Origin of the sequence: Selenihalanaerobacter shriftii, assembly GCF_900167185.1 — a bacterium.
In the GTDB taxonomy this organism is placed as follows: Bacteria; Bacillota; Halanaerobiia; order Halobacteroidales; family Acetohalobiaceae; genus Selenihalanaerobacter; species Selenihalanaerobacter shriftii.
The window spans coordinates 1-25487 of sequence record NZ_FUWM01000030.1 but is presented as its reverse complement, the minus strand read 5'-3'; the positions used below and the strand labels follow the sequence as shown (position 1 = coordinate 25487).

Annotated in this window: 21 protein-coding genes, 6 tRNA genes, 1 other RNA gene and 1 other annotated feature; of the genes, 26 read left to right on the top strand and 2 right to left on the bottom strand. The window is 32.5% G+C overall.

The window, feature by feature from the left end:
* The first annotated feature begins 379 nt into the window (after positions 1-379).
* Positions 380-598: a binding site (T-box leader), on the top strand.
* A 125-nt stretch (positions 599-723) separates the two neighbouring features.
* The 16 genes from B5D41_RS12890 (at position 724) to nifJ (ending at position 14010) form a co-directional block, all read left to right on the top strand.
* A complete protein-coding gene (locus tag B5D41_RS12890; protein ID WP_078811045.1) occupies positions 724-1887 on the top strand; it encodes a pyridoxal-phosphate-dependent aminotransferase family protein in 1164 nt (387 codons plus the stop codon).
* The gene (gene serA, locus B5D41_RS12885; protein WP_078811044.1) at positions 1887-3470 is read left to right on the top strand and encodes a phosphoglycerate dehydrogenase; all 1584 of its coding nucleotides are present in this window, start codon (positions 1887-1889) and stop codon (positions 3468-3470) included. The genes B5D41_RS12890 and serA overlap by 1 nt, the downstream gene beginning before the upstream one ends.
* Positions 3471-3507: 37 nt before the next feature.
* Positions 3508-4785 carry a serine--tRNA ligase gene (gene serS, locus B5D41_RS12880; protein ID WP_078811043.1) on the top strand — a complete coding sequence of 426 codons (1278 nt, stop codon included), beginning with the start codon at positions 3508-3510 and terminating at the stop codon, positions 4783-4785.
* 99 nt (positions 4786-4884) lie between these two features.
* A tRNA-Ser gene (locus B5D41_RS12875) sits at positions 4885-4970 on the top strand.
* Positions 4971-4979: 9 nt separating this feature from the next.
* A tRNA-Ser gene (locus tag B5D41_RS12870) sits at positions 4980-5073 on the top strand.
* 243 nt (positions 5074-5316) lie between these two features.
* Positions 5317-5402: transfer RNA gene (locus B5D41_RS12865), tRNA-Ser, on the top strand.
* A gap of 9 nt (positions 5403-5411) precedes the next feature.
* Positions 5412-5505, top strand: a tRNA-Ser gene (locus B5D41_RS12860).
* A gap of 8 nt (positions 5506-5513) precedes the next feature.
* Positions 5514-5590 (top strand) — tRNA-Arg (locus B5D41_RS12855).
* 25 nt (positions 5591-5615) lie between these two features.
* Positions 5616-6071, top strand: coding sequence for a tRNA adenosine(34) deaminase TadA (gene tadA / locus B5D41_RS12850; RefSeq protein WP_143555726.1), 456 nt, complete (start codon positions 5616-5618; stop codon positions 6069-6071).
* Positions 6072-6087: 16 nt separating this feature from the next.
* A tRNA-Ser gene (locus B5D41_RS12845) sits at positions 6088-6179 on the top strand.
* A 152-nt stretch (positions 6180-6331) separates the two neighbouring features.
* Positions 6332-6597: signal recognition particle sRNA large type (ffs, locus tag B5D41_RS12840), an RNA gene on the top strand.
* 61 nt (positions 6598-6658) lie between these two features.
* Entirely contained in the window at positions 6659-8467 is a 1809-nt protein-coding gene (gene dnaX / locus B5D41_RS12835; protein ID WP_078811041.1) for a DNA polymerase III subunit gamma/tau, read from the top strand.
* Positions 8468-8485: 18 nt separating this feature from the next.
* Positions 8486-8794: a YbaB/EbfC family nucleoid-associated protein gene (locus tag B5D41_RS12830; RefSeq protein WP_078811040.1), complete on the top strand. Its 309-nt coding sequence runs from the start codon at positions 8486-8488 to the stop codon at positions 8792-8794.
* A 17-nt stretch (positions 8795-8811) separates the two neighbouring features.
* Positions 8812-9411 carry a recombination mediator RecR gene (gene recR / locus B5D41_RS12825; RefSeq protein WP_078811039.1) on the top strand — a complete coding sequence of 200 codons (600 nt, stop codon included), beginning with the start codon at positions 8812-8814 and terminating at the stop codon, positions 9409-9411.
* Positions 9412-9598: 187 nt separating this feature from the next.
* Positions 9599-9751, top strand: a complete 153-nt coding sequence (locus B5D41_RS12820) for a DUF2508 family protein (RefSeq protein ID WP_078811038.1) — start codon at positions 9599-9601, stop codon at positions 9749-9751.
* Between the two features lie 674 nt (positions 9752-10425).
* Complete coding sequence (gene nifJ, locus B5D41_RS12815) at positions 10426-14010, top strand: pyruvate:ferredoxin (flavodoxin) oxidoreductase (RefSeq protein WP_078811037.1); 3585 nt, start codon at positions 10426-10428, stop codon at positions 14008-14010.
* Between the two features lie 289 nt (positions 14011-14299).
* Here nifJ and B5D41_RS12810 read toward each other — a convergent pair whose 3' ends face one another.
* Positions 14300-14917, bottom strand: coding sequence for a helix-turn-helix transcriptional regulator (locus B5D41_RS12810; protein ID WP_268794148.1), 618 nt, complete (start codon positions 14915-14917; stop codon positions 14300-14302).
* A 501-nt stretch (positions 14918-15418) separates the two neighbouring features.
* Between B5D41_RS12810 and B5D41_RS12805 the strand changes: the two genes are divergently transcribed.
* From B5D41_RS12805 to B5D41_RS12765, 9 genes are all read left to right on the top strand, one after another.
* Positions 15419-16792, top strand: a complete 1374-nt coding sequence (locus B5D41_RS12805; protein ID WP_078811035.1) for a tyrosine phenol-lyase — start codon at positions 15419-15421, stop codon at positions 16790-16792.
* Positions 16793-16956: 164 nt separating this feature from the next.
* The gene (locus tag B5D41_RS12800; RefSeq protein ID WP_078811034.1) at positions 16957-17337 is read left to right on the top strand and encodes a RidA family protein; all 381 of its coding nucleotides are present in this window, start codon (positions 16957-16959) and stop codon (positions 17335-17337) included.
* 211 nt (positions 17338-17548) lie between these two features.
* Complete coding sequence (gene nhaC / locus B5D41_RS12795) at positions 17549-18964, top strand: Na+/H+ antiporter NhaC (protein WP_078811033.1); 1416 nt, start codon at positions 17549-17551, stop codon at positions 18962-18964.
* 269 nt (positions 18965-19233) lie between these two features.
* Positions 19234-19950 (top strand): radical SAM protein, encoded by a 717-nt coding sequence (locus B5D41_RS12790; RefSeq protein WP_234983961.1) that lies wholly within the window; start codon positions 19234-19236, stop codon positions 19948-19950.
* A 353-nt stretch (positions 19951-20303) separates the two neighbouring features.
* Positions 20304-21314: an AIR synthase family protein gene (locus B5D41_RS12785; protein WP_078811031.1), complete on the top strand. Its 1011-nt coding sequence runs from the start codon at positions 20304-20306 to the stop codon at positions 21312-21314.
* A 166-nt stretch (positions 21315-21480) separates the two neighbouring features.
* On the top strand, positions 21481-22056 hold the full coding sequence (locus B5D41_RS12780; RefSeq protein ID WP_078811030.1) for a 2-oxoacid:acceptor oxidoreductase family protein: 576 nt from the start codon (positions 21481-21483) through the stop codon (positions 22054-22056).
* On the top strand, positions 22056-22364 hold the full coding sequence (porD, locus tag B5D41_RS12775; RefSeq protein WP_078811029.1) for a pyruvate synthase subunit PorD: 309 nt from the start codon (positions 22056-22058) through the stop codon (positions 22362-22364). The genes B5D41_RS12780 and porD overlap by 1 nt, the downstream gene beginning before the upstream one ends.
* A gap of 19 nt (positions 22365-22383) precedes the next feature.
* On the top strand, positions 22384-23565 hold the full coding sequence (gene porA / locus B5D41_RS12770) for a pyruvate ferredoxin oxidoreductase (RefSeq protein ID WP_078811028.1): 1182 nt from the start codon (positions 22384-22386) through the stop codon (positions 23563-23565).
* A gap of 12 nt (positions 23566-23577) precedes the next feature.
* Entirely contained in the window at positions 23578-24513 is a 936-nt protein-coding gene (locus tag B5D41_RS12765; RefSeq protein WP_078811027.1) for a thiamine pyrophosphate-dependent enzyme, read from the top strand.
* A gap of 32 nt (positions 24514-24545) precedes the next feature.
* Here the strand turns inward: B5D41_RS12765 and B5D41_RS12760 are convergent, their stop codons facing one another.
* Entirely contained in the window at positions 24546-24761 is a 216-nt protein-coding gene (locus B5D41_RS12760) for a hypothetical protein (RefSeq protein WP_078811026.1), read from the bottom strand.
* A 288-nt stretch (positions 24762-25049) separates the two neighbouring features.
* Here B5D41_RS12760 and B5D41_RS12755 point away from each other — a divergent pair.
* A partial coding sequence (locus B5D41_RS12755) for a formate--tetrahydrofolate ligase (RefSeq protein WP_143555725.1) occupies positions 25050-25487 on the top strand: 438 nt, incomplete at its 3' end.

Sequence of the window (25487 nt, the reverse complement as noted above, 5' to 3'; positions counted from 1 at the left end):
TAAATACCACAGTAAAATCAGATACAATTTTAATTGTTTTCCTTAGCTGAAGATTATAAAATATTTTTTAGATCAGTACAAGGATAAAGGCTTTGCCCGTGCTATCGCACGTCCTTGACAGATTTAAAAAATATATTTTGAGTATTTGTAGGGAAAACAAATGAATTATTATTTAAAGTATTGATATATAATTATTATAGATAAGCAGATCATTTATTTTTATGTAAAATTTTGGATAAATAAACAGAGGACAATTTTTTTAGAAAAACCGTGCATTTAACCTTGCAATTCTCAAATAAAATTTTTTTCTAATAAAGACTTGCATTTTAGATTAAGATATTATATAATGTCTTTTAAACAAAGTCTAACTTAAAATTAATTAAATGCAGTGAATAGGAATAGTAAACTTAACTCTTGTTTAGAGAGAGTCGGTGGTCAGTGCAAATCGACATCAGGAGAGGTTGAATCCACCTAGGAGCAGTTAGTGAATATCAAGCTAAACCGGTTATGGCGCCGTTATCTGTCATAGAAGTGGGCCTTTTATAGGCCAATTAGGGTGGCACCACGGGTAAAGAATATTAAATCTCTCGCCCCTAGCATGTTAATTATTTGCTAGGAGTGAGAGATTCTTTTATTTAGTAGTAGGAGTTGTTTAGGTGTAGGTAATTATTTAGATTTAAATAATTTGAGAATTTATGAGTATTGAGAAGGGAGTTGAGAGTAATGAAGGAGAAAAGGACTTTAATGTTACCAGGGCCAACACCGATTCCAAAGCAGGCTAGGTTGGCTGGAGCGGAAGAAATAATAGGACATAGGGAACCAGAATGTGAAGATCTATTAAAAGAGGTAGTAGATGGGTTAAAATATGTTTTTCAGACAACAAATGATGTATTGGTGTTAACTTGTTCTGGAACTGGAGGTTTAGAGGCTTCTATTGCAAATACTTTGTCTGCAGGGGATAAGGTATTATCACTCTGTACTGGAGCTTTTGGTGAAAGATATGCAACAATTGCTGAACGTTATGGAGTAGATGTAGAAAGGATTAACTTTGAGTGGGGAAAAGCGGTAGATGTAAATAAAGTTAGAGAGAGATTAGAAGAAGATAAAAACAATGAGATTAAAGCAATTTTAATGACTCATAATGAAACGTCAACTGGAGTTGTAAATGATCCACAGCCAATCGGTGAATTGGCAGATGAACATGATGTTTTATTATTAGCAGATGCAGTAAGTTCTTTAGCAGGTGTAGAATTAAAGGTAGATGAGTGGGGGGTTGATGTAGCAGTAACTTCTTCACAAAAAGCTTTGATGTCGCCACCAGGGGTATGTTTAGTCAGTGTAAGTTCTAAAGCCTTGGATGCAGGTCAAGAAGCAGATTTACCTAGTTTTTATTGGAGTTTTCAAAGGGCTAAAGAAAGATATGACCGAAATTTCCAGACTCCATCAACACCAGCAATTGCTATATTATATTCATTAAGAGAATCATTACGACAGATGAAAGAAGAGGGGTTACAAGAAGTATTTAATCGACATCAAATAGTAACTAAAGCTATTCGTAAGGCGGCAGAGGCTATAGGATTAGAATTACTAGTAGATGATGAAATTGCATCTACTACGGTAACAGCTATTCAGGTTCCAGATGAAGTTGAATATAGTACTTTACGACAGAATATGAAGGAAAAATATAATGTATATATAACTGGTAGTAAAGGTGAGTTGAAAGGAAAAGTATTTAGAATTGGACATTTAGGTAATGTAAGTAGAAGTGATATCTTATCAACTATTTCAGCTTTAGAAATGGTATTGAAGCAAGAAGGATTTGAATTAAAATTAGGTGTTGGTTTAGAAGCAGCACAAAAAGTATTTTATGAGGAGGAGAGTAGATAATGAAAGTATTAGTTAGTGATAATATTTCCGAGGCAGGTATTGATATTCTAAAAGACAAGGGTATTGATGTTAATTTTAATACAGATTTATCTTATGAGGAATTATTAGAAGAGATTGGTGAATATGATGGGATTATTTTAAGGAGTATGACTCCTTTAAATGAAGAGGTTTTAAGTCATGCAGATAATCTTAAAGTAATTGCTAGAGCTGGGTCAGGATATGATAATATAGATGTAGATGCAGCTTCTAAGCGTGGTATTATAGTATTAAATACACCTGGACAGAATACTATTTCAGCTGCTGAACAAGCGATGGGGTTGATGTTAGGATTATCTAGAAATATTCCACAAGCCAATCATGCTTTGCATAATGGAAAGTGGGATAGAAATAAATATCAAGGTGTAGAGTTAAATGGAAAGACATTAGGAATTATTGGATTAGGGCGTGTAGGTGGAAATGTTGCTACACGAGCTAAGTCATTTAATATGGAAGTTATAGCTAATGATCCCTATATTCCAGCTGAGAGAGGAAAGAAGTTTGGAGTGGAGTTAGTAAGTTTTAAAGAGATTTTGAAAAGATCTGATTACATTACTCTGCATACTCCATTAACAGATGAAACTTATCATATTTTAGGAAAGAAAGAGTTTGCACAGATGAAAGAAGGAGTTAGAGTTATAAATGCAGCTCGAGGCAAGAATATTGACACACATGCCTTATATGGTGCAATTAATGAAGGTAAAGTAGCAGGAGCTGCTCTTGATGTTCATGAGGATGAACCATTATCCGAAGAGCATCCATTACTAAAATTAGAAGAGAGAGCTATAGTTTCACCTCATCTAGGAGGTACTACAGTAGAGGCTATGGATAATGTAGCTATTGATGCTGCTAAACAAGCAGCGAGTGTATTACAGGGAGGTTTACCAAGAACTCCACTAAATGTTCCAACTTTACAACCTGAAGCTATGAAAGAGATTCAACCATATATTAATTTAGCCGAGAAGTTAGGTTCTTTTTATGCTCAATGGGGAGAAGGACGAATTAAGGAATTAAAGATAATTTATAATGGTGTGATAGCTAACCAAGAAATTAAACCTATTACTACTGCTTTATTAAAAGGTTTATTAAATCCAATATTAGATACAGCTGTTAATTTAGTTAATGCTTCTTTAATTGCTGAAGAAAGAGGTATTAAAGTGACAGAGAGTAAGAGTTCAACTACAGAACAATACTCTAATTTAATTACTTTAGAAGTAGAAACTGAAGAAGGTACTAATCAGTTAGCAGGAACTGTTTTTGATGAAAAAGATTTAAGAATAGTTAATATAAACGGATATAATGTTGATGCTGTGCCAGAAGGTAATCTATTAATTACTAATCATACTGATAAACCAGGGATTCTAGGTGAAGTTGGTACTTTACTAGGAGAGAGCGGAGTTAATATTGCTAATATGCAGCTTGGCAGACATGATATAGGTGGTATGGCAGTAATGGTGATGAGTATTGATAACGAATTAACATCAGATATTAAAGGAAAACTTCTAGATATAGACGGGCTTATTGAAGCTAAGACCGTAGAATTATAATTAAATACACAATGACACCATAAGGGAGGATTAGTAAATGTTAGATTTAAGCTTTGTTAGAGAAAATGTAGATTTAATTAAAAAAGTATTAAAACAAAGAGGTACTGAAGCTCCTATAGATGAATTTAAAGAATATGATGATAAGAGAAGAGAAGCACTTTATGAAGTAGAACAACTAAAACATAAAAGAAATAAGGCTTCTAACAAGATAGGAGAATTAAAAAGGAATGGTGAAGATGCTTCTGAATTAATTAAAGAAATGCAAGAAGTGTCAGCTAGAATCAAAGAACTAGATGAAGTTGTAAACAAAGCTGAAGAAAGAATTAATGAAATTCTTTTAAGAATTCCAAATATTCCTCATAAAGATGTTCCTGTAGGGTCAGACGAGGAAGGTAATGTAGTCGCTTGGAAGTGGGGAGAACCGACAGAATTTGGTTTTGAGCCAAAGGCTCATTGGGATATTGGTGAAAACTTAGATATTCTAGATTTTAAAAGAGGAGCTAAAACTACTGGTTCTCGTTTTACCTTTCTAAAAAAATTAGGGGCTAGATTGGAAAGAGCATTAATTAGCTTTATGATAACGACTCATACTGAGGAACATGATTATCAAGAAGTTCTTCCTCCTTTTATGGTTCATCGTGATAGCATGATAGGTACTGGACAATTACCTAAGTTTGAAGAGGATGCTTTTAAAGTAGAGGATACAGATTATTACTTAATTCCGACTGCTGAAGTACCTGTTACTAATATGTACCGTGATGAAATTCTTTCAATTGAAGATTTACCTATTTATCATGCAGCTTATAGTGCTTGTTTTAGAGCTGAAGCTGGTGCTCATGGTAGAGATACTAGAGGGATAATTAGACAACATCAATTTAACAAAGTAGAATTAGTTAAGTTTGTAGAGCCTGAAAATTCTTATGATGAGCATGAGAAGTTAGTAAAGAATGCAGAAACAATACTCCAAAGATTAGAATTACCGTATAGAGTTATGAATATGTGTACTGGTGACTTGGGCTTTACTGCTGCTAAAAAATATGATATTGAAGTTTGGTTCCCAAGTTATAATACTTATAGAGAAATTTCTTCTTGTAGTAATTTTGAAGATTTTCAAGCTAGAAGAGCAGGTATTAGATATCGACCAGAACCAGATGCTAAAGCTGAATTTGTTCATACTTTAAATGGTTCAGGAGTAGCTATTGGTAGAACTGTAGCTGCCATTTTAGAAAATTATCAACAAGAAGATGGTTCAGTAGTAATTCCAAAAGTATTAAGACATTATATGGGTGGCGTTGAAAAAATTATACCTGAATAAATATATATATTGATGTAAGAATAAAATAAATTTTATAAAAAAACAAAAAGAATATTGACAACTATCAAAGGGTATGTTATACTTCTTTATGTGTTAAATGGAGGGATGACCGAACGGCAAGGGGCTAGACTTGAAATCTAGTGAAAGCGAAAGCTGTCTGGGTTCGAATCCCAGTCCCTCCGCCATGATAGTGTGGAGAAGTGCCCAAGTCAGGTTGAAGGGGACGGTTTGCTAAATCGTTAGATCGCTTTTAGCGGTGCGAGGGTTCAAATCCCTCCTTCTCCGCCATTTATTTAAAAGATAAACTTAGTCATATTTAATCATCCTAATATGTAGGGGTGTTTTTTTAATTTTGTGATTTTTAATCTTAGAGATAGTTATTTCCCATTAAAAGGAATTTGACTTAATCAGTAATTATATGTTAGTATATTAAGTGTGCTTTTGATGTAGCACCAATTATAATTAGTGTTTAAAAGTTTTCTTGACAACTATTTGATGATATTATATAATAGTTGAGCAAGTTAATTATATGGAGGGATGACCGAACGGCAAGGGGCTAGACTTGAAATCTAGTGAAAGCGAAAGCTGTCTGGGTTCGAATCCCAGTCCCTCCGCCATAATAATGTGGAGAAGTGCCCAAGTCAGGTTGAAGGGGACGGTTTGCTAAATCGTTAGGTCGCTTTTAGCGGCGCGAGGGTTCAAATCCCTCCTTCTCCGCCATTTTTTATGCGCCCGTAGCTCAACTGGATAGAGTAACTGACTACGAATCAGGAGGTTGGAGGTTCGACTCCTCCCGGGCGCGCCATTTTATTTTCTTAATAGGTGATATAGTGAAAAACAGCGATAAATATTATATGGAATTAGCTTTAGCAGAAGCTAAAATTGCTTATGATAAGGATGAAGTTCCAATTGGAGCGGTAATGGTTAGAGATGATGAAGTTATTGCTCGTAGTCATAATTTAAAAGAAGAATTAAATGATCCAACTGCCCATGCTGAAATGTTAGCAATTAGACAAGCAACAGAAAAACTGGGAGGTTGGAGATTAACTGATTGTACACTTTATGTTACAATAGAACCCTGTCCTATGTGTGCTGGTGCTTTGGTACAATCCAGGGTAGATCAGCTCATTTATGGAGCTAAGGACCCTAAGGCTGGTGCAGCAGGTTCTATAATAAATATAGTTGATTCTCCTGATTTTAATCATCAATTGAAAATAAAATTAGGAATTTTGGAGGATAAATGTAGTAATATAATGAAATCATTCTTTAGAAATTTAAGAAATTAAGGCAGAATATAAGCATGGAGAGGTGTCCGAGTCCGGCTTAAGGGGCTCGCCTGGAAAGCGAGTAGACGGGAAACTGTCTCGAGGGTTCAAATCCCTCCCTCTCCGCCATTATAGATTAAACATTTGATATACTTTATTGGTAAATATTGCTCTTGTATATACTTGACGATGTATAGTAGCTTTGTTATAATAGTTTATGTTGAAGGTAATAAAAGATGATTAGTTAATAAAGGGGTCTATCCCCTTTGTTTATAGATTTGTCGTGCTAAACGGGGTGGTAGCGGTGCCCTGTAACCCGCAATCCGCTATAGCGGGGTTGAAGTCTGCCTAAGCATATTTCTTTTTAAGGTCAGGCTTAAGTAAGTGGTGTTGAAGGTTGGGTCCTACGCAACGGAGAATTATGAATTCCGTCAGGCCCGGAAGGGAGCAACGGTAAGTAATATCTTCCGTGTGCCGTAGGGTTACCTGGCTCGAGCTAACTACTTAAGTAACGCTTAAGACGAAGTATGTGAGGGCAGATGCACGGCTTATTTTTATATTTGATACTTTTTATATACATAATAATAATAATAAGGTTGGGGGAAAGAATGGGATATTTATCATTATACCGTAAGTGGAGACCACAAAATTTTAATGATATTGTTGGGCAAAAGAATGTAGTACAAACTTTAAAGAATGCAATTGAGCTTGATAGGATTGCTCATGCATATTTATTTTGTGGGCCACGGGGTACCGGAAAGACTAGTACAGCTAAAATTTTAGCTAAGGCATTAAATTGTGTTGATGGTCCCACTATATTACCATGTGGTGATTGTGAAGTTTGCCAAAAGATTCAAAGTAATAATTCGGTTGATGTAATTGAAATTGATGCAGCTTCGAATCGAGGTATCGATGAGATTAGGGAATTGAGAGAAAAAGTTAAGTTCTTTCCTACCGAAGGTAATTATAAGGTTTATATTATAGATGAAGCTCATATGCTAACTAAAGAAGCTTTTAATGCTTTACTTAAAACTTTAGAAGAACCACCAGAACATGTTATATTTATTTTAGCAACTACTGAACCCCATGCATTACTACCAACTATCCTTTCTCGTTGTCAGAGGTTTGACTTTAGTAGATTATCAGTTAATAATATAGTTAGTCGTTTAAGGTTCATATGTAAACAAGAAGAGGTTAAAATAAGTGATGAAGCAGCAATGGCTATTGGTAGAAGTGCTGAAGGTGGTATGCGAGATGCAATCAGTATCTTAGATCAAGTGATTTCTTATAGCGGGAATCAGATAAATATAGACGATGTAACTACTGTATTAGGATTAGTAGATGAAAAAGTTCTTTTAGAAATGGTAGAAGTAATAGTTAATAAAGAGAGTGATAAAGGTTTAAAGTTAATTAAGGATGTTATTAATCAAGGTAAGGATATTCAACAATTTGTTAATAGTTTAATTAATCATTTTCGTAATCTTTTAATTAACAAAGAATGTCGAGAAACTGAAGGTTTACTTGATCTACCTAATGAACAAATAGATAGAATTAAAAGTCAGTCTGTTCAGCTAACAACAGCAGAATTATTAAGATTGATTAATCTTTTGATTGACCTAGAAAGTGATTTAAAGAAGAGTAATCAACCTAGAATTCTGTTAGAAATGGGAGTTCTTAAATTAACTAAGCTTAAAATTGACAGCTCTAAGGCAGGAATTATAGATAGATTAAATAAAGTAGAAGAAATGGTTCAAACAAAAGGTATTAAATCAAAACAGAAGGTTAAAAAGAAGATGAATGAAGTTGATAAAGTTAAAGAGAAACCTGTTAAGGAGAAAATTAAAGAAAAGTCTAAAGAAGAAGTTGTCAATCAACAAAATAAAACTATTGATTCTAGTTCAAAATCTAATTTAAGTTTTTCTGATTTAAAAAAGAAGTGGCCTGATATACTAGAATATATTAGAAAGAAAGAACCGATGACGCATGCAGTATTAAGAGAAGGTGAGTTAATCGCGATAGATAATAATAAAATCATATTGGAATTCAGTAAATCTAAAAGTTTTCATAAAGATAGTGTAGATAGGAAGAAAGAAGCAATTAATAATGTTATTCAAAAAGTTTTAGGTATAAAGATGAAGGTTAAGACTATCTTTTCTGGTAATAATATTTATAGTAAGAGTGATAATAAAATAGATAATGGTAGTTCTGAAAATAGTAATTATGCAAATGATGAACCAATAAATCAAGATGAAATTCAATCCAAACAACAGGTGAAGCAAAATGATCAAAGTTTAGAAATTAAAAGTGCAGATTTGGAAAATGAAGAAAAAGAAGATTTTGAAGTTAAAGAAGAACCATTAGTAAAAGAGGTTTTAGAAGTTTTTGATGGTGAGGTCCTTAAAGTAAAACAAGATTAATATAAGGAGGAAATAAATATGGATATGAGCAAAATGATGAAGCAGGTACAAAAGATGCAATCTCAAATGTCAGAGGTTCAGGATGAATTAGCAGAGAAGACAGTGGAAGCTACTGCAGGAGGTGGAGTAGTTAAGGTTGTTGTTAATGGTCAGCAAGAAGTAGTAGATATAACTATTGAGCCAGAAGCAGTAGATCCAGAAGACGTAGAAATGTTAGAAGATTTAGTCTTAGCTGCAACAAATGAAGCTATGCGCAAAGTACAGGATATGGCTTCTAAGGAGATGGGTAAATTAACTGGAGGCATGAATATTCCAGGTTTATTCTAAATTGAGGAGATTTTTGAATGGAATACTATGCACAACCGATATCAAAATTAATTGGTAGATTGACTAAATTACCTGGTGTTGGTCCTAAGACTGCCCAGAGGTTAGCTTTTTATATTATGGAAGCGCCCAAACAAGAAGCAGAAGAATTAGCCTTAGCTATTAATGAGGTTAAAGATAAGATTAGATACTGTTCAGTTTGCAATAATCTCACAGAGAACGAGCTTTGTAATATTTGTAGTAATTCAGAACGTAACACTTCTACTATCTGTATAGTAGAAAGCCCAAAGGATATTATAGCTATGGAGAAAACTGGTGAATATAAGGGATTATATCATGTTTTACATGGTTCTATCTCACCTATGGAAGGAATAGGTCCAGAGGATATTAAGATAAAGGAATTATTACCTAGAATTAAAGACGGAGATGTTGAAGAAGTTATTCTGGCAACTGATCCTAATGTAGAAGGTGAAGCAACTGCAATGTACATAGCAAGATTACTTAATCCTCTAGGTGTTACTACTAGTCGAATAGCACATGGCCTACCAGTAGGTGGCGATTTAGAGTATGCTGATGAAGTAACGCTCTCTAAGGCGCTAGAGGGACGAAAAGAGGTATAAATAGTATAATATAGTAGAATTTTGGTTACTCTATTTAATGAATTATTAAAAGGGGGTAATCAAAATTTCTACAATTGCTAGTTTTGTAAATCAATTAACTTATAAATTTGGAAACTACTATCAGGAACTTAAAGCTGAATTAGTAACCTTAGAAGAGATAGGTCCTACAATTGATGAAGAATTAGAAATGGCTAGACAAGAGTGGTTGGAAGCTAGGCAGTATTTTGAAAGAGTAAATGATCCAGATTTAATTGATTATGCTATATATTCATTAGAGGCTGCAGAATCTAAATATAATTATCTATTAAAAGAAGCTAGAAGATCAGAAAGTCACCGATAATCGGTGACTTTTTTAATATATAAATAGTTAAGAATTTAATACAAATTACTTAATTATAATAAAATTGAAATACATATACTTTTAAGAAGTGATTGTTTAAAAATCAGAAAATAGTAGTTAGTAGTGTTTAGAGTTAACAATTAAAAAGAAGGCGGTTAATAACACTTTAATAATTGTAAGTTAACAATCAAAAAGGAGACGATTAATAAAACTTTAATGATTTTAAATTTAAAATTGTTTGAAGATTGACACAACTATGTGGATTTGGTATACTAAATATTAAGTTTAAAATGGATAAAATTAGAAATATAGAATTAGATAGAATATATTGTTTTTTAATATGCTAACCAAGTATAAATCACTATAATTTAAGTATGGTAATAGATGCAATTTAATTTAAAATATTCATAATATTTAAATTTAGCGAAGTATAAAGGAATATGTCTAACACTTAGAGAATACATTGAAATAGAATATGAAAATTAACTTTTGATTTTGTGATACATTAACAAGGGGGTGTAAGATTTAAAGACTAATTTATTATTTTGTAAGAATAATAACCTAAATATGTAAAGAGGACTATAGATGGCAAGCTTAATAGGAACCCGCTGGCATGGTCGAGGAAGATAGGGTTCTAAAATAACATCTATTTTATTAAAGGAGGCAATATATTAATGACGAAAAAAATGAAAACGCTGGATGGAAATCAAGCTGCTGCATATACATCTTATGCTTTTACTGAAGTAGCTGGTATTTATCCTATTACACCATCATCTCCGATGGCAGAATATGTTGATTTGTGGGCTTCTCAAGGTAAGAAGAATTTATTTGATATGCCTGTAAAAGTAGTAGAAATGCAGTCTGAAGCAGGAGCTGCTGGTACGGTACATGGTTCTTTACAAGGTGGTGCGTTAACTACTACCTACACTGCTTCTCAAGGTTTATTATTAAAGGTTCCTAACTTATATAAGATAGCTGGAGAGTTATTGCCAGGGGTTGCTCATGTAGCTTCTAGATCTATAGCCACTCAAGCGTTATCAATTTTTGGTGATCACCAAGATGTAATGGCTGCTCGTCAGACTGGTTGTGCTATGTTAGCAAGTGGCTCAGTACAAGAAGTTATGGATTTAGGTGGAGTTGCTCATCTATCTGCAATTAAAGGAAGCGTACCTTTTATTCATTATTTTGATGGATTTCGTACTTCTCATGAAATTCAAAAAGTTGAAATGATGGATTATGATGTATATGATCGTTTACTAGATAGGGAAGCGGTACAAGACTTTAGAAATAATTCTTTAAATCCAGAACATCCAGTAACTCGTGGTTCAGCTCAAAATGATGATGTCTACTTTCAAGCTAAAGAAGTTCAAAATAAGTATTATGATGAATTACCTGACATTGCTGCAGATTATATGGAGGAGATTTCTAAAGAAACTGGTCGCAACTATGCTCCATTTGTATATTATGGTGCAGAGGATGCAACTGATATTATTGTTGCAATGGGATCAGTAACTGAAGCTATTGAAGAAACAGTTGATTATTTAGTAGATCAAGGACGTAAAGTAGGTTTAATGACTGTTCACTTATATCGTCCATTTAGTGCTAAGTATTTCTTTGATCAATTACCAGAGACTGTTGAAAGAATTGCTGTATTAGATAGAACAAAAGAACCTGGTTCTACTGGAGAACCATTATATTTAGATGTTAAATCAATCTTTTATGAAAAAGAGGATGCTCCAGTAATTATTGGTGGGCGTTATGGATTATCTTCTAAAGATACTAATCCTGCTCAAATTATTGCCGTATATGATAATCTAAAAGGAGAGGCTCAAGATAACTTTACAATTGGTATTAAGGATGATGTAACTAACTTATCTTTACCTGTTGAAGAGGATGTCAATGTATTATCTGATGATGTTACAGAAACATTATTCTTTGGTTTAGGTTCAGATGGTACTGTAGGCGCTAATAAGAATACAATTAAAATTATTGGTGACAGTACTGACCTATATGCTCAAGGTTACTTTGCATATGATTCTAAGAAGTCAGGTGGGGTAACTCGTTCTAACTTGAGATTTGGTCCAGATCCAGTTCGTTCTACTTATTTAGTGTCTGACCCAGACTTTGTATCTTGCTCTACTGATTCATATTTAGGTAAGTATGATATGTTAAGTGGCTTATGTCAGGGAGGAACCTTCTTATTAAATACAGTTTCTGATGCTGAAGAGATTGTAGAAAAGATGCCTAATAGTGTTAAGAAGAAATTAGCTGAAAAAGAGGCTAAGTTCTATATTATTGATGCTATTACTTTGGCTCAAGAAATTGGATTAGGACGTCGCACAAATACGATCATGCAATCTGCATTCTTTAAATTAAATGAGCAGATCATGCCTTTTGATAGAGCTCAAAAATTAATGAAAGAGTATGCTGATAAGTTATATGGACGTAAAGGTAAAGAGATTGTAGAAATGAACTGGAAAGCTATTGAAAAAGGTGGAGAAGAATTAGTAGAAATTACAGTTGATCCAGCTTGGGCTGACTTAGAGGAAGAAGAGACTTCTGTAGATGAAAGTCGGCCAGATTTTGTTAAGAATATTGCTGACCCAATTAACGCAATTGAAGGATATGACTTGCCAGTTTCTGCATTTGAAGGTTATGAAGATGGTACAATGGTAAATGGTACTGCTGCTTATGAAAAACGTGGTGTTGCTAACTTTGTTCCAGAGTGGAAGGAAGATAATTGTATCCAATGTAACCAATGTGCTTTTGTATGTTCTCATGCAGCAATTAGACCATTCCTAATGAATGAAGAAGAAGTTGCTAATGCGCCTGAAGGAATTACTACTATTAAGCCGTTAGGCAAGGGATTAGATGGAGTAGAATATCGTCTTCAGATTTCACCTTTAGATTGTACTGGATGTGGAGTTTGTGTTAAGACATGTCCTGCAAAGGAAAAAGCATTAGATATGGTTCCAATTAAAGAATCTGTTGATGCTGGTGAAGCAGTTAAAACTGACTATATGTATAATGAAGTAACATATAAAGAAGATTTATTATCAGTAACTAAAGTTAAAGGTTCACAGTTTGCTCAACCATTATTTGAGTTCTCTGGAGCTTGTGCTGGTTGTGGAGAAACTCCATATGTTAAATTAGTCTCTCAATTATTTGGAGATAGAATGACAATTGCGAATGCAACTGGATGTTCTTCAATCTTTGGTGGTTCTTATCCAGCAACTCCATTTACAACAAATTCAGAAGGTAGAGGTCCAGCATGGGCGAACTCTTTATTTGAAGACAATGCTGAATTCGGATTTGGTATGAGGATTGCTTCTGAAACTATTCGTGATCGCATCCAAAACATTATGGCTGAAACTATGAATGAAGTTGAAATTGAATTACAAGATCTTTTTGAAGAATGGATAGCAAACCGGAATAGTGGAGCTATTACTAAACAATTAAAATCTAATTTAATTTCTGAATTAGAAAATACTGATTCTGAAGAAGCTAAAGAAATTTTAGATCTTGAAGATTATGTAGTTAAACAATCTAACTGGATGATTGGTGGAGACGGATGGGCTTATGATATCGGTTACGGTGGAGTAGACCATGTAATTGCTAGTCAAGAAGATATTAATATTTTAGTAGTAGATACACAAGTCTACTCTAATACAGGTGGGCAATCTTCTAAAGCTTCTCAAACTGGCTCAATTGCTAAATTTACAGCTGCTGGGAAGCAAGGTAAGAAGAAAGATTTAGCTGCTATTGCAATGACTTATGGACACGTATATGTAGCTCAAGTTTCTCATGGTGCAAGCCAAAGACAAGTATTAAAAGCCATGTTAGAAGCAGAAGCTCATGAAGGACCATCAATTGTAATTGCTTATTCTCCATGTATTAACCATGGAGTAAAAGGTGGGTTAACTAATACTCAAAGGCAAGCTGAATTAGCTACAGAATGTGGTTATTGGCCAACATTTAGATTTGATCCTTCATTAACTGAAGAAGGTAAAAATCCATTCCAAATTGATTGTAAAGAGCCTGATTGGGATAAGTATCATGATTTCTTAATGAGTGAAAGACGTTATTCTCAATTAAGCAAGATTAATCCAGAAGAAGCCGAAGAATTACTAGAAGCAAATAAAGCAGAAGCTCAACGTCGATGGACTATGTATCAACGATATTCTGCAATGGATTATTCTTTAGATGATAATTCAGAAACAACTAGTGCTTCAGATGAAGTAGCGAGTACAAAAGAATAAATTTAGTATTATTTAAAGCAGTGGATATTTTATCCGCTGCTTTTTTTATATAGAAAATTATATTTTAGTTAACTATAAAAAGGGGGGAGTATGGATAATTAAACTTATCCCCCTATTTAAGTACACCTCTTAAATAAACTATACACCTTAAATTAGTGTTCAGCAAATAGGGGGAAGGCCATAGTTAGTGAGTATATGGACTATTATAATAAATATAGATATGGGTCTAATTAACGCAAATGAAAATAAGATGAATTTTATAAGTTATGTTAGTAATATTATGGAGGGTTTACTGCATTCTAGAATCTATACGGATTTCCTCTAAATAATTATAAATTGAATATTTGGAAATATTTAAGTGATTAGCTATAATTTTGACACTTCCTTTAATATCAAACACATTATTTTTATGCAAATATCTAACAATCCTTACTTTATCTTCTTTACTAAGGATATTAATTGGTTTATTAACAATTGATATTGCTTTTTCAATCATTATTTCTAAAAATCTATCAACATTTTCTGGAAATTTCTCTTTAGAATCTTTTTCTTCAATAAAAGAAATATCTTCAAGAAAGTTTTTAGCTATATTAACTGAAGTTAAATCAAAATTAATGCATAATGCACCTACAATTTTTTCATTTTCATCTCTAATTAACATAGTAGAAGACTTCACTTTTATTCCATCTTCAATTTCACTAACATAATTTAATATTATATCTTGTTCAGAACTTTTTTTTGAATTAATAACTTCAAAAAGAAAATCAGTTGCTGGTGCACCTACTTCTCTACCAGTTATATGACCATTTTCAATTGCAATAACTGATGATTTCGTTTTAGAAATATCATGTAAAACTATCTCATAATGCTGACCTAAGGTTTTAGCTAAACCTTTAACTACTGGTATAAATGATTTTAAAATTTGATTTTCTGCCTTGATAACTTTTCACTCCTTTCAATTTGCTCTCATTTATTCTTATTTCATAATCTATTATATTTGATTTCTTGAATAAAATCAAATTACTATTAAAATTTTTTTGTAAATAAAATTGTTGTGTATGATTATAGCAAACAAATTATACAATAAATTATACAATAAAATCAAATATACAACATAAAATGTATAAATTAACATGCTTTAAAGCTCTTTATTAGATAAAAAGTAGAATAAAGTCGTTTAATTACAAAAAAAATTGAGTATTTACTTGACATTTTGTAATAATCTGAATATAATTAATAGTAACAAAGCACATTAATTAAAATGACATATTAAATAAAAGATAGGAAGGAGGAAACGAGGAAAGATTAATATAGTTCCAGCTTCATTCTAATTATTTAATCAAAAACTTCAAAAATTTTTAGTGTTAATAATTAATTATAAAGTTTAAAATTAAAAGGAGGATTTATAATGAAAAAGTATCCAGCTGAACCATTTAAGATTAAAGCAGTAGAAACTATAGAAATGACTACAAAGGAACAGAGAAAAGAGGCAATAAAAGAAGCAGGCTATAATACCTTCTTACTCGATTCAGATCAAGTATATATTGACTTATTAACTGATAGTGGAACTTCTGCAATGAGTGATAAGCAATGGGCATCATTAATGATTGGTGACGAAGCTTATGCCGGAAGTGATAACTGGTATAAATTAGAAAAAGCCGTGAAGGAAGTATATGGTTTTGATTATGTAGTTCCAACTCACCAGGGTAGAGGAGCAGAAAATCTACTATCTCAAATAATGATTGAAGAGGGAGATTATATCCCAGGAAATATGTACTTTACAACTACTAAAGCTCACCAAAAATTAAATGGTGGTAAATTTGTAGATGTAATTGTTGATGAAGGACATCAACCTTCAGTTGACGCTCCATTTAAAGGAAATGTAGATTTAGATAAATATCAAGAATTAATAGATGAAGTAGGAGCAGATAAGATTCCTTACATTTGTGTTGCAGTCACTGTAAACATGGCTGGGGGACAACCAGTAAGTATGGATAATCTTAAGAAAGTAAAAGAAATCTCTGAAAAAAATGATATAAAAGTAATGTATGATGCTACACGATGTGTAGAAAATGCTTACTTCATTAAAGAAAGAGAAGATGGATACGAAGATAAAACAGTAGCAGAAATACTTAAAGAAATGATGAGTTATGCAGATGGTTGTACAATGAGTGGTAAGAAAGATTGCCTTGTTAATATTGGTGGATTTTTAGCTATGAATGATGAAGATATATATACAGAAGCAACTCAATTAGTAGTTGTATATGAAGGAATGCCTAGCTATGGTGGATTAGCAGGAAGAGATATGGAAGCGATGGCTCAAGGAATTTATGAATCTGTAGATCCGAATTATATTGAACACAGAGTTAAGCAGGTTCGATATTTAGGAGATAGACTAGCTGAAGCAGGTGTTCCTATCATTAAACCTGTAGGTGGACATGCAGTATTTATAGATGCTAAATCATTCTTATCACATCTTTCTCAAGACCAGCTTCCTGCTCAAGCATTAGCTGCAGCAATATATGTTGATTCTGGAGTAAGAAGTATGGAAAGAGGAATTGTTTCAGCAGGTAGAGATGCAGATGGGAACCATTGTTATCCTGAATTAGAAACAGTTAGACTAACAATTCCAAGAAGAGTGTACACTTATGCTCATATGGATGTTGTTGCAGATTCTGTAATTAATCTTTATGAAAATCGAGATAGTATTAAAGGATTAGAATTTGTTTATGAACCACCTGTATTGAGATTCTTTACTTCAAGATTTGCACCAATTGAGTAATTAAAGACTATTATTCAAAACTAAGAATGGCTTAATTAAGCCATTCTTAGTTTTAAAAACAATTATTATTTTAATCATATAATAGACTATTATTTCAAATGTCAGAAAATTGTAATTACTATAGAACAATTAATAAAAAAACTTTTAATAAGGGTGATTATTTTATGAAAAAGAGAGAAATAAAAACTGATAAAAGTCCTGCAGCAATTGGACCTTATTCTCAAGCTATAAAATTAGATAACCTAGTACTAACTAGTGGTCAAATTCCTTTTACTCCTGAGGGTCAACTTGTCAGCAATGATGTACAAGAGCAAGCTCGACAAAGTTTAGAAAATGTTAAAGGAGTTTTAGAAGAAGCAGGTACTGATTTAGATAAAGTAATCAAATGTACTGTATTTATTAGTAATATGGATGACTTTCCTAAAATTAATGAAATTTATAAAGAATTCTTTGAAGAACCTTATCCAGCACGCAGTTGTGTTGAAGTAAGTAGATTACCTAAAGATGTGAAATTAGAAATTGAGGCTATTGCCTATACAGAATAAGCAAAATATAAATTATAAATTATAAATACTGAGGACACTATAGTAGCTATATAAATTTAAGTGTCCTCAGTTTAGACTAAAGCAACTACATTAATGATTCAACCTAATGTCCTAACTATAATTATAAATAGTAGCAAAAGCTAAATTGAAGGATAATTTATGAAATTAAATTATTGATAAAATTATGGAATAGGAAGGGGATTTTTAATCAATGAAAAGAAATGAGAAGATGAGAATGCCAACGACAAAAGAGGCTGTATTTGCATTATTAGTTGTTATCGGAGTAATTTTAATTTCAATTAATACTGCTCTTGTTTTAGAAACAGCATTAGTCTTAGGGGCAATGACATCAGCTATTATTGCAGTTTATTTTGGTTATGAATTTGAAGAGATAGAAAATGCTCTGATTGAAGGAATAAAGAATGGATTAGGCGCATGTATGATCCTTATGATTATTGGTATGGTTGTAGGGACCTGGATTTTAGGTGGAACCATTCAAACTATGGTCTTCTATGGTCTAAAATTACTTTCACCACAAATATTTTTACCTGCTAGTTTTCTGCTTAGTACAGTAACTTCGTTATTAATTGGAAGTTCATTTGGGACAATGGCAACAATAGGTATAGTTTTAATGGGAGTAGCTGAAGGTCTTGGAGCTCCAGCAGCTATGACAGCTGGTGCTATAGTGTCAGGTGCTATATTTGGAGATAAACTTTCCCCAATGTCAGATTCTACAAATTTAGCTGCAGCAATGAGTGGTACAGGTTTATTTGATCACATTCGTTCTATGTTTTATGTTTCTGGCCCTACAGCTGCAATCAGTATAACTCTTTATGCTATCATTGGAAAGATGTATATATCGGGTAATGTTAATTTAGGAACTGTAGAAAAGATTTTAAATACTCTACAAAGTAATTTTAATATTAGTCTTATAACTTTAATTCCACCTTTATTAATGATTATTTTATCAGTTTTAAAAGTACCAGCTATCGCCTCCTTATCTGCAAGCTTTGCTACAGCATCTATTTTTGCAGTATTTACTCAAGGAGCCAATCTTTCTGAAATTATTAATGTAGCAGCAAATGGTTATGTGGCTGAAACAGGCTTTAAGTTGATTGATAATCTTCTTACCCAAGGCGGTATAAATGGTATGATGAGTACGGTTGCTATAATTTTAGCAGGTACTGCTATGGGCGGTGTATTAGAGAAAACTAATGTTTTAAAAGTATTACTTAAATCTCTTATGAATTATGTAAAGACACCAAAGGGGTTAGTCTTAAGTACACTTGCATCTGCATATATGATGCTTATTGCTACTGGAGAAATGATGGTGTCAATGATAATTCCAGGTCGAACTCTAGAACCGGCTTATAAGGAATTGAATATCCATAATAGTGTTCTTTCTCGGTCACTCGAGACAGCAGCAACTTTAGGATGTGCTATTTTACCATGGGGTGTAGTATCAGTCTATATACAGAATGTTCTAGATGTTAATCTTGGTTATATTCAATATACATTTTTACCTTTCATTTCACCAATTATTACAATAATTTATGCATTTATGGGTTTCGCACTCTTTAAAAGAGATGATAAAAACCTAAGCCAGAATTCAGATATAACAGTTTAAATAACACTTTGTTTTTTTCTAAATATTTTTAAAATTCAATTTATTACTGAATATTCTTACTAACATCATTTACAATTATTCTTATGGTTTTAGCTTTTGCTCTTTGAATTAAACTCAGTCAATGGGTTTAATTCTTTTTTTATATATTATTTTAAATGGAAATAAAATTAGAAGAAATCATAGTAAAATAAGCATTAAAGTATAATAAAGGGAGGATAAAAATGAATTTTGAATATATATTTGGACCTGTACTATCAAGGAGGTTGGGAGTGTCTTTAGGAATAGATTTACTTCCTAATGGAATATGCACCTTCGATTGCATATATTGCGAACGCGGATCTACAGCAGAATTTAATATAGAACGAAAAGAATATATACCAGCTAAAAAAGTAATTAAAGAGTTAGACCGATTCCTTAAAAGAAAACCAAAACTTGACTATATTACATTTTCTGGTTCAGGAGAACCTACTTTGCATAGCAAAATAGATAAAATAGTTGGTTTTCTAAAACAAAATTATTCAGAATATAAAATAGCTTTATTAACCAATGCAAGTCTCTTTGCTGATAAAAAAATATTAGACAAGATCAAGAAGATTGATTTAATAGTGCCATCTTTAGATGCTGTATTGGAAAGTACTTTTCAAACAATCAACCGCCCTGTTTCTAACTTAAGTATCAACGATATCATTGATGGATTAATAAATTTGGATAAAAACTATACAGGAAAAATTTGGTTAGAGATATTCATTGTTCCTGGAGTTAATGATACTAAAAAAGAAATTAAAGCTTTTAAAAAGGCAATTAACCAAATTAATCCTCAACGAATACAGTTAAATACTTTAGATAGACCTGGAGTTGAAAATTGGATACAACCAGCAACTAAGAAGAATTTAAACCAAATTGCTGCAACTTTAGGCGATAAAGTAGAAGTAGTAGGTAACTTTAAACCTCGAAGAAACCAAAAATCAAAAAATAAAGTAATATAATCATTAGAGATGAAATTCTGTGCTAATTAAAGTACTATATATCCAGATTGATAAAGTTAGTAAGTATATTCAAAATTCAATAAATGATGCAATTAAAAAATAGTAGATTTAATTGATAGTAAAGATATAGTAATCACTAATAATTAAAAAAGAATAGATATCGATTATCAAAGGGTTAGAAGAATTAATTATCGGTAAAATTGTATATAGAAAAAAACAAAGTACTTCACTTAGAATTAAGGATATTATTGCTACTTTTACTGGTGGTTGGATGGTGTTAAGTTATTACTTGGCTGGAACAATCTTAACTAACAGTTAAATAATTGAGTTTTAAATTAATTGAGGTGATACCTATGAAAACAGGAAAAATGGATATAAATAATCTTAAAAGTTTAATCTTAGATCAAATCTCATCTACTAATCAAGACGTATTAGTTAAACCAAATATTGGAGAAGATTCAGCAGTATTAGATTTTGGTGAATTTGTAGCAGTTGTTTCTACTGATCCAATTACTGGAGTTCAAGAGGGGATGGGTGGTTTAGCTGTTAATGTAGCCTGTAATGATATAGCAGCTAATGGTGCTAAACCGATTGGAATTCAGCAATTATTATTAATACCGCCAGAAACTACTAAAAAAGCAATAATGGCCATTATAAATGATGTTAATCAAAGTGCTGAAAAGTTAAAAATTGCTATTTTAGGTGGTCATACTGAAATATCAAATACTGTTGATAAACCATTAGTTTCTTGCACTGCTATTGGTAAAACAACCAAAGAAAAGTTTGTCACTTCTTCTGGAGCAAAAATCGGTGATGATATTATAGTTACTAAATGGGTTGCTTTGGAAGGAACTTCTATTTTGGCTACAGACTATTATGAGCATCTAATAAACTTAAATATCAATAAAGAATTATTAACACAAGCAAAAAAAATGATAAAGGATATAAGTGTAATTCCTGAAGGATTAATTGGAGCAAACTTTGGCGTTAATGCTATGCATGATGTTACTGAAGGAGGCCTTTATGGCTCGCTTTATGAATTAACAGAAGCAGCTAACGTCGGTTTTATTATAGACCAACAAAAAATACCTCTTCATCCAGCAACAGAAATTATCACTAAAACATTAGGATTAAATCCATATCAATTAATTGGATCTGGAATGATGATTTTAACTAGCAACAATGGAGTAAAATTAGTAAATGAATTATCCAAAAATGAAATTAAGGCAACAATTATTGGTAAAATTACTCTTCAAAAAAGAAAAATTAATACTAAAGAAACTGAAATCGAGTTAAATAATCCTCCTCAGGAACAACTATACGAAATTATATCTAAATTAAAAGGTACGTCCACTGAAAGGTGAAGTTGCAAAGTAATGAATCTACGGATTATACTATTTATAAATTAGAAATATAAAGTATATTTTTATGGATATTAAGAATAAAGTAAACAAATATTATATATGAAGATTATCTAATCTTATTTTATTAGTATTAAGACTAATCTTTTATATGAAAGGAGGACTATAGATGGCAAGTTTAACAGAAATTCGTTGGCATGGTCGAGGAGGACAGGGTTCTAAAACAGCATCTATTTTATTAGGAAAAGTTGCCTCAAAGGCAGGTAAGAATATTCAAGCTTTCCCTGAATATGGACCAGAGAGAATGGGAGCACCAGTATTGGCATTTAATAGAATTAGTGATGAAGATATTACTGTTCATTGTCAAATTACTTCTCCTAGTATAGTAGTAGTGTTAGACCCTACTTTATTAGAGTCAATTGATGTAACTGCAGGAATACCTGTAGACGGCACTATTATTATTAATTCAACTCAAACTCCAAAGGAAATTAAAGAAAGAATAGGGTTTGAAGGAGAGGTGTTTACAGTAGATGCAAATGGAATTTCTACTGAAGAGATAGGTGCACCATTTCCAAATACACCAATGTTAGGTGCTTTAATGAAGATTACTGACTTATTAGAATTTGAAGCTTTTAAGAAACAAATTAATAAAGAATTTGAAAAGAAGTTCGCTAGTAAGCCTGAAGTTATCGAAGGTAACATGAAATCAATTGATAGGGCTTACCAGGAGGTGAAGAGTGAATAATGACAAAGAAAAATAATCAAAAGCCAGGTTGGAAAGAAATTCCTGATGGTGGATTAATTTTAGAAGCTGGTAATGCTATAAAATATAAAACTGGCGGATGGAGGACTCATCGACCAGAATTAGATAAAGATACTTGTATTAACTGTCATTTCTGCTGGATTTTTTGTCCGGACTCTGCTGTTGTGTCAGAGGGAAAAGAAGTGACAGGGTTTGATCATGATTATTGTAAAGGTTGTGGAATTTGTGCTCATGAGTGTCCTGTTGATGCTATAAGCATGAAGAAGGAAGAACCATCAACTGAGAAATAAATGGAAGGGGGAAATAAAAATGTCGAATCAAGTTGCTTTAACTGGAAATGAAGCAATGGCTCAAGCCATGAAACAGATTAATCCAGATGTTGTAGCTGCTTATCCAATTACTCCACAAACAGAAGTTGTTCAGATGTTCTCACAATTTGTTGCTGATGGAGCTGTAGATACAGAATTTGTTACAGTTGAGAGTGAACATAGTGCAATGAGTGCTACAGTTGGAGCTGCTGCTGGTGGAGCTAGAGCAATGACTGCTACTGCTGCTAACGGTTTGGCTTTAATGTGGGAGATTATATATATTGCTGCTTCAACAAGATTGCCGATTGTGATGCCTGTTGTGAATAGAGCATTAAGTGGACCAATTAATATTCACTGTGATCATAGTGATTCCATGGGCGCTAGGGATTCAGGTTGGATTCAATTATATGCTGAGAATGCTCAGGAAGCTTATGATAATGCTATCCAGGCAGTTAGGATTGGAGAACATGACGATGTTAGATTGCCAGTAATGGTGAATATGGATGGATTTATTATTAGTCATGCTGTAGAAAATTTAGACTTATTAGCTGATGAAGATGTACAGGATTTTATAGGTACTTATCAAGCTGAACACACTTTATTAGACACTGATAATCCAGTTACTGTTGGACCTCTTGATTTACAAGATTTTTATTTTGAACATAAAAAACAACAATCTGAAGCTATGGAGAATGCTAAAAATGTTATAGTAGATATTGCTAAAGAATATAAAGAATTAACTGGACGAGGTTTTGAATATTTTGAGGAATATAAATTAGATGATGCTGAAATTGCTATTCTTGCTTTGGCTTCAACAACAGGGACTGCAAAAGCTGCTGTTGATGAGTTAAGAGATGAAGGTGTTAAAGCAGGATTACTTAAGCTAAGAATGTATAGACCATTCCCGGCACCAGAAATTGCTGAGGTTCTTAGTGATTTAAAAGCAGTAGCTATCATGGATCGTGCAGAAACATTTTCAACTACTGGTGGGCCAGTATTTACAGATGTAAGAAGTGCTTTATATGATGCAAAAGCTGATGTAGAAGCTGTTAATTATATTTATGGTTTAGGTGGACGCGATACTACAGTTGAAGATATTGAGTTTATATATAATGAATTACAAGAAGTTGTAAAGTCTGACAGCGTTACTAAAAGAGTTAAATATCTTGGTGTAAGAGAATAGGAGGTGTAATAAATGTCTAAAGTAAACTTAAAAGAGCTATCGACACAAGATGAAAGATTGACTGGTGGTCATAGATTATGTTCTGGGTGTGGAGCTTCAATTATTGTTCGTCAAATTCTACATGCAACTGATAATCCAGTGGTAGTTGGTTGTGCAACAGGATGTTTAGAAGTTTCTACTACGATTTATCCTTATACTGCTTGGAAAGATTCTTTTATCCATAATGCATTTGAGAATGCAGCAGCAACTATTAGTGGTGTAGAAGCTGCATATCGTTCTTTAAAGAGACAAGGAAAACTTAATGAAAATGAAGAGATTAAATTTATAGCTTTTGGTGGTGATGGTGGAACATATGATATCGGTTTTCAGTCATTATCAGGAGCTATGGAAAGAGGCCATAATATGGTCTATGTCTGTTATGATAATGGTGCTTACATGAATACAGGTATTCAACGTTCAAGTGCTACTCCAAAGAATGCTAGTACAACAACTAGTCCCGCTGGAAAAGTAATTCCAGGTAAGCAGCAGTTTAGAAAGGAATTAACTGATATCATTGCCGCTCATAATATTCCTTATGTTGCTCAAACATCACCTCATAATTTTAAGGACTTAATTAGGAAAGCAAGAAAAGCTTTTGAAGTTGACGGTCCAGCTTTCTTAAATGTATTATCACAATGTCCTAGAGGTTGGAGATATCCAGAAGATCTAGCAATGGATCTTATGAGAGCAGCTACAGATAGTTGTTTTTGGCCATTATTTGAAGTAGAGAATGGGGAATGGAATTTAAACCATATTCCTAAAGAAAAAGCGCCTATTACTGATTGGTTAGAACCACAAGGTAGATTTAAACATTTATTTAAAGAAGGAAATGAACATCTCATTGAAGAGATCCAAGAGAATGTTGATAAGAGATGGGAAACTATACTCCACAGATGTGGAGAGAAGTAGAAATTATAACAAATAGGGATTAGCTTTCAAAGCTAATCCTTCTTTTCAGTAGTAACTACAGTTTGGTAATTAGGATTATTATCAATTATTGCTCCATCGTCTCCAATACCGACTTCAACATCAGTTGAGTTAAGGTTAGTTAACTCATCTTTATTCCACTTTTCTTTTAAAGTCAGAATTAGTAGTAAAAAAATATAATTTGAATCAAAATATTTTTCAGAAAAAGAAGGATATTTGAAATTTATCATGTAATATATTACTACTAGTTAATATAAATGGAATATGAAAATAAGTATCAGTTTATTAAAAATTTGTTAACTAAAGATGAGAGGGGGGGAATACAATAAGCAATATCTATTTTTAAATTATTAAACTATGTATATATATATATATATTAATATATTTTATTTAGAATTAAATTTCTGAATATTAAAATATTCAAGTGTATTTTAAGTAATAAATTTAATTTCAAATATTAATTTATTAATTCTAATAAATTAATAAATAAATATAAAAAGGAAAGGTAGTGATTTTAAGTGGCAGTAAAGTCGGATATTGAAATAGCTCAAGAAGCAGAATTAAAGCATATCACAGATATTGCTGATATTCTAGGATTGAGCAAAGAAGAAATCGAATTATATGGAGACAATAAGGCAAAGGTTAAGTATGAGGCTTACAAAGAAAGAATGGGGAATGATGATAGTAAGTTAATCTTAACTACCGCTATCACACCTACTCCAGCTGGAGAAGGTAAGACAACAACTAGTGTTGGTTTAACGCAGGCTTTAAATCAGTTAGGTCATAGTACTACAGTTGCTCTAAGAGAGCCATCCTTAGGACCTTGTATGGGAGTTAAAGGTGGTGCTGCCGGTGGAGGTTATTCTCAGGTAGTTCCTATGGAAGATATCAACTTACACTTCACTGGTGATATCCACGCTATAGGTATTGCTCATAATATGCTTTCTGCAGCAATC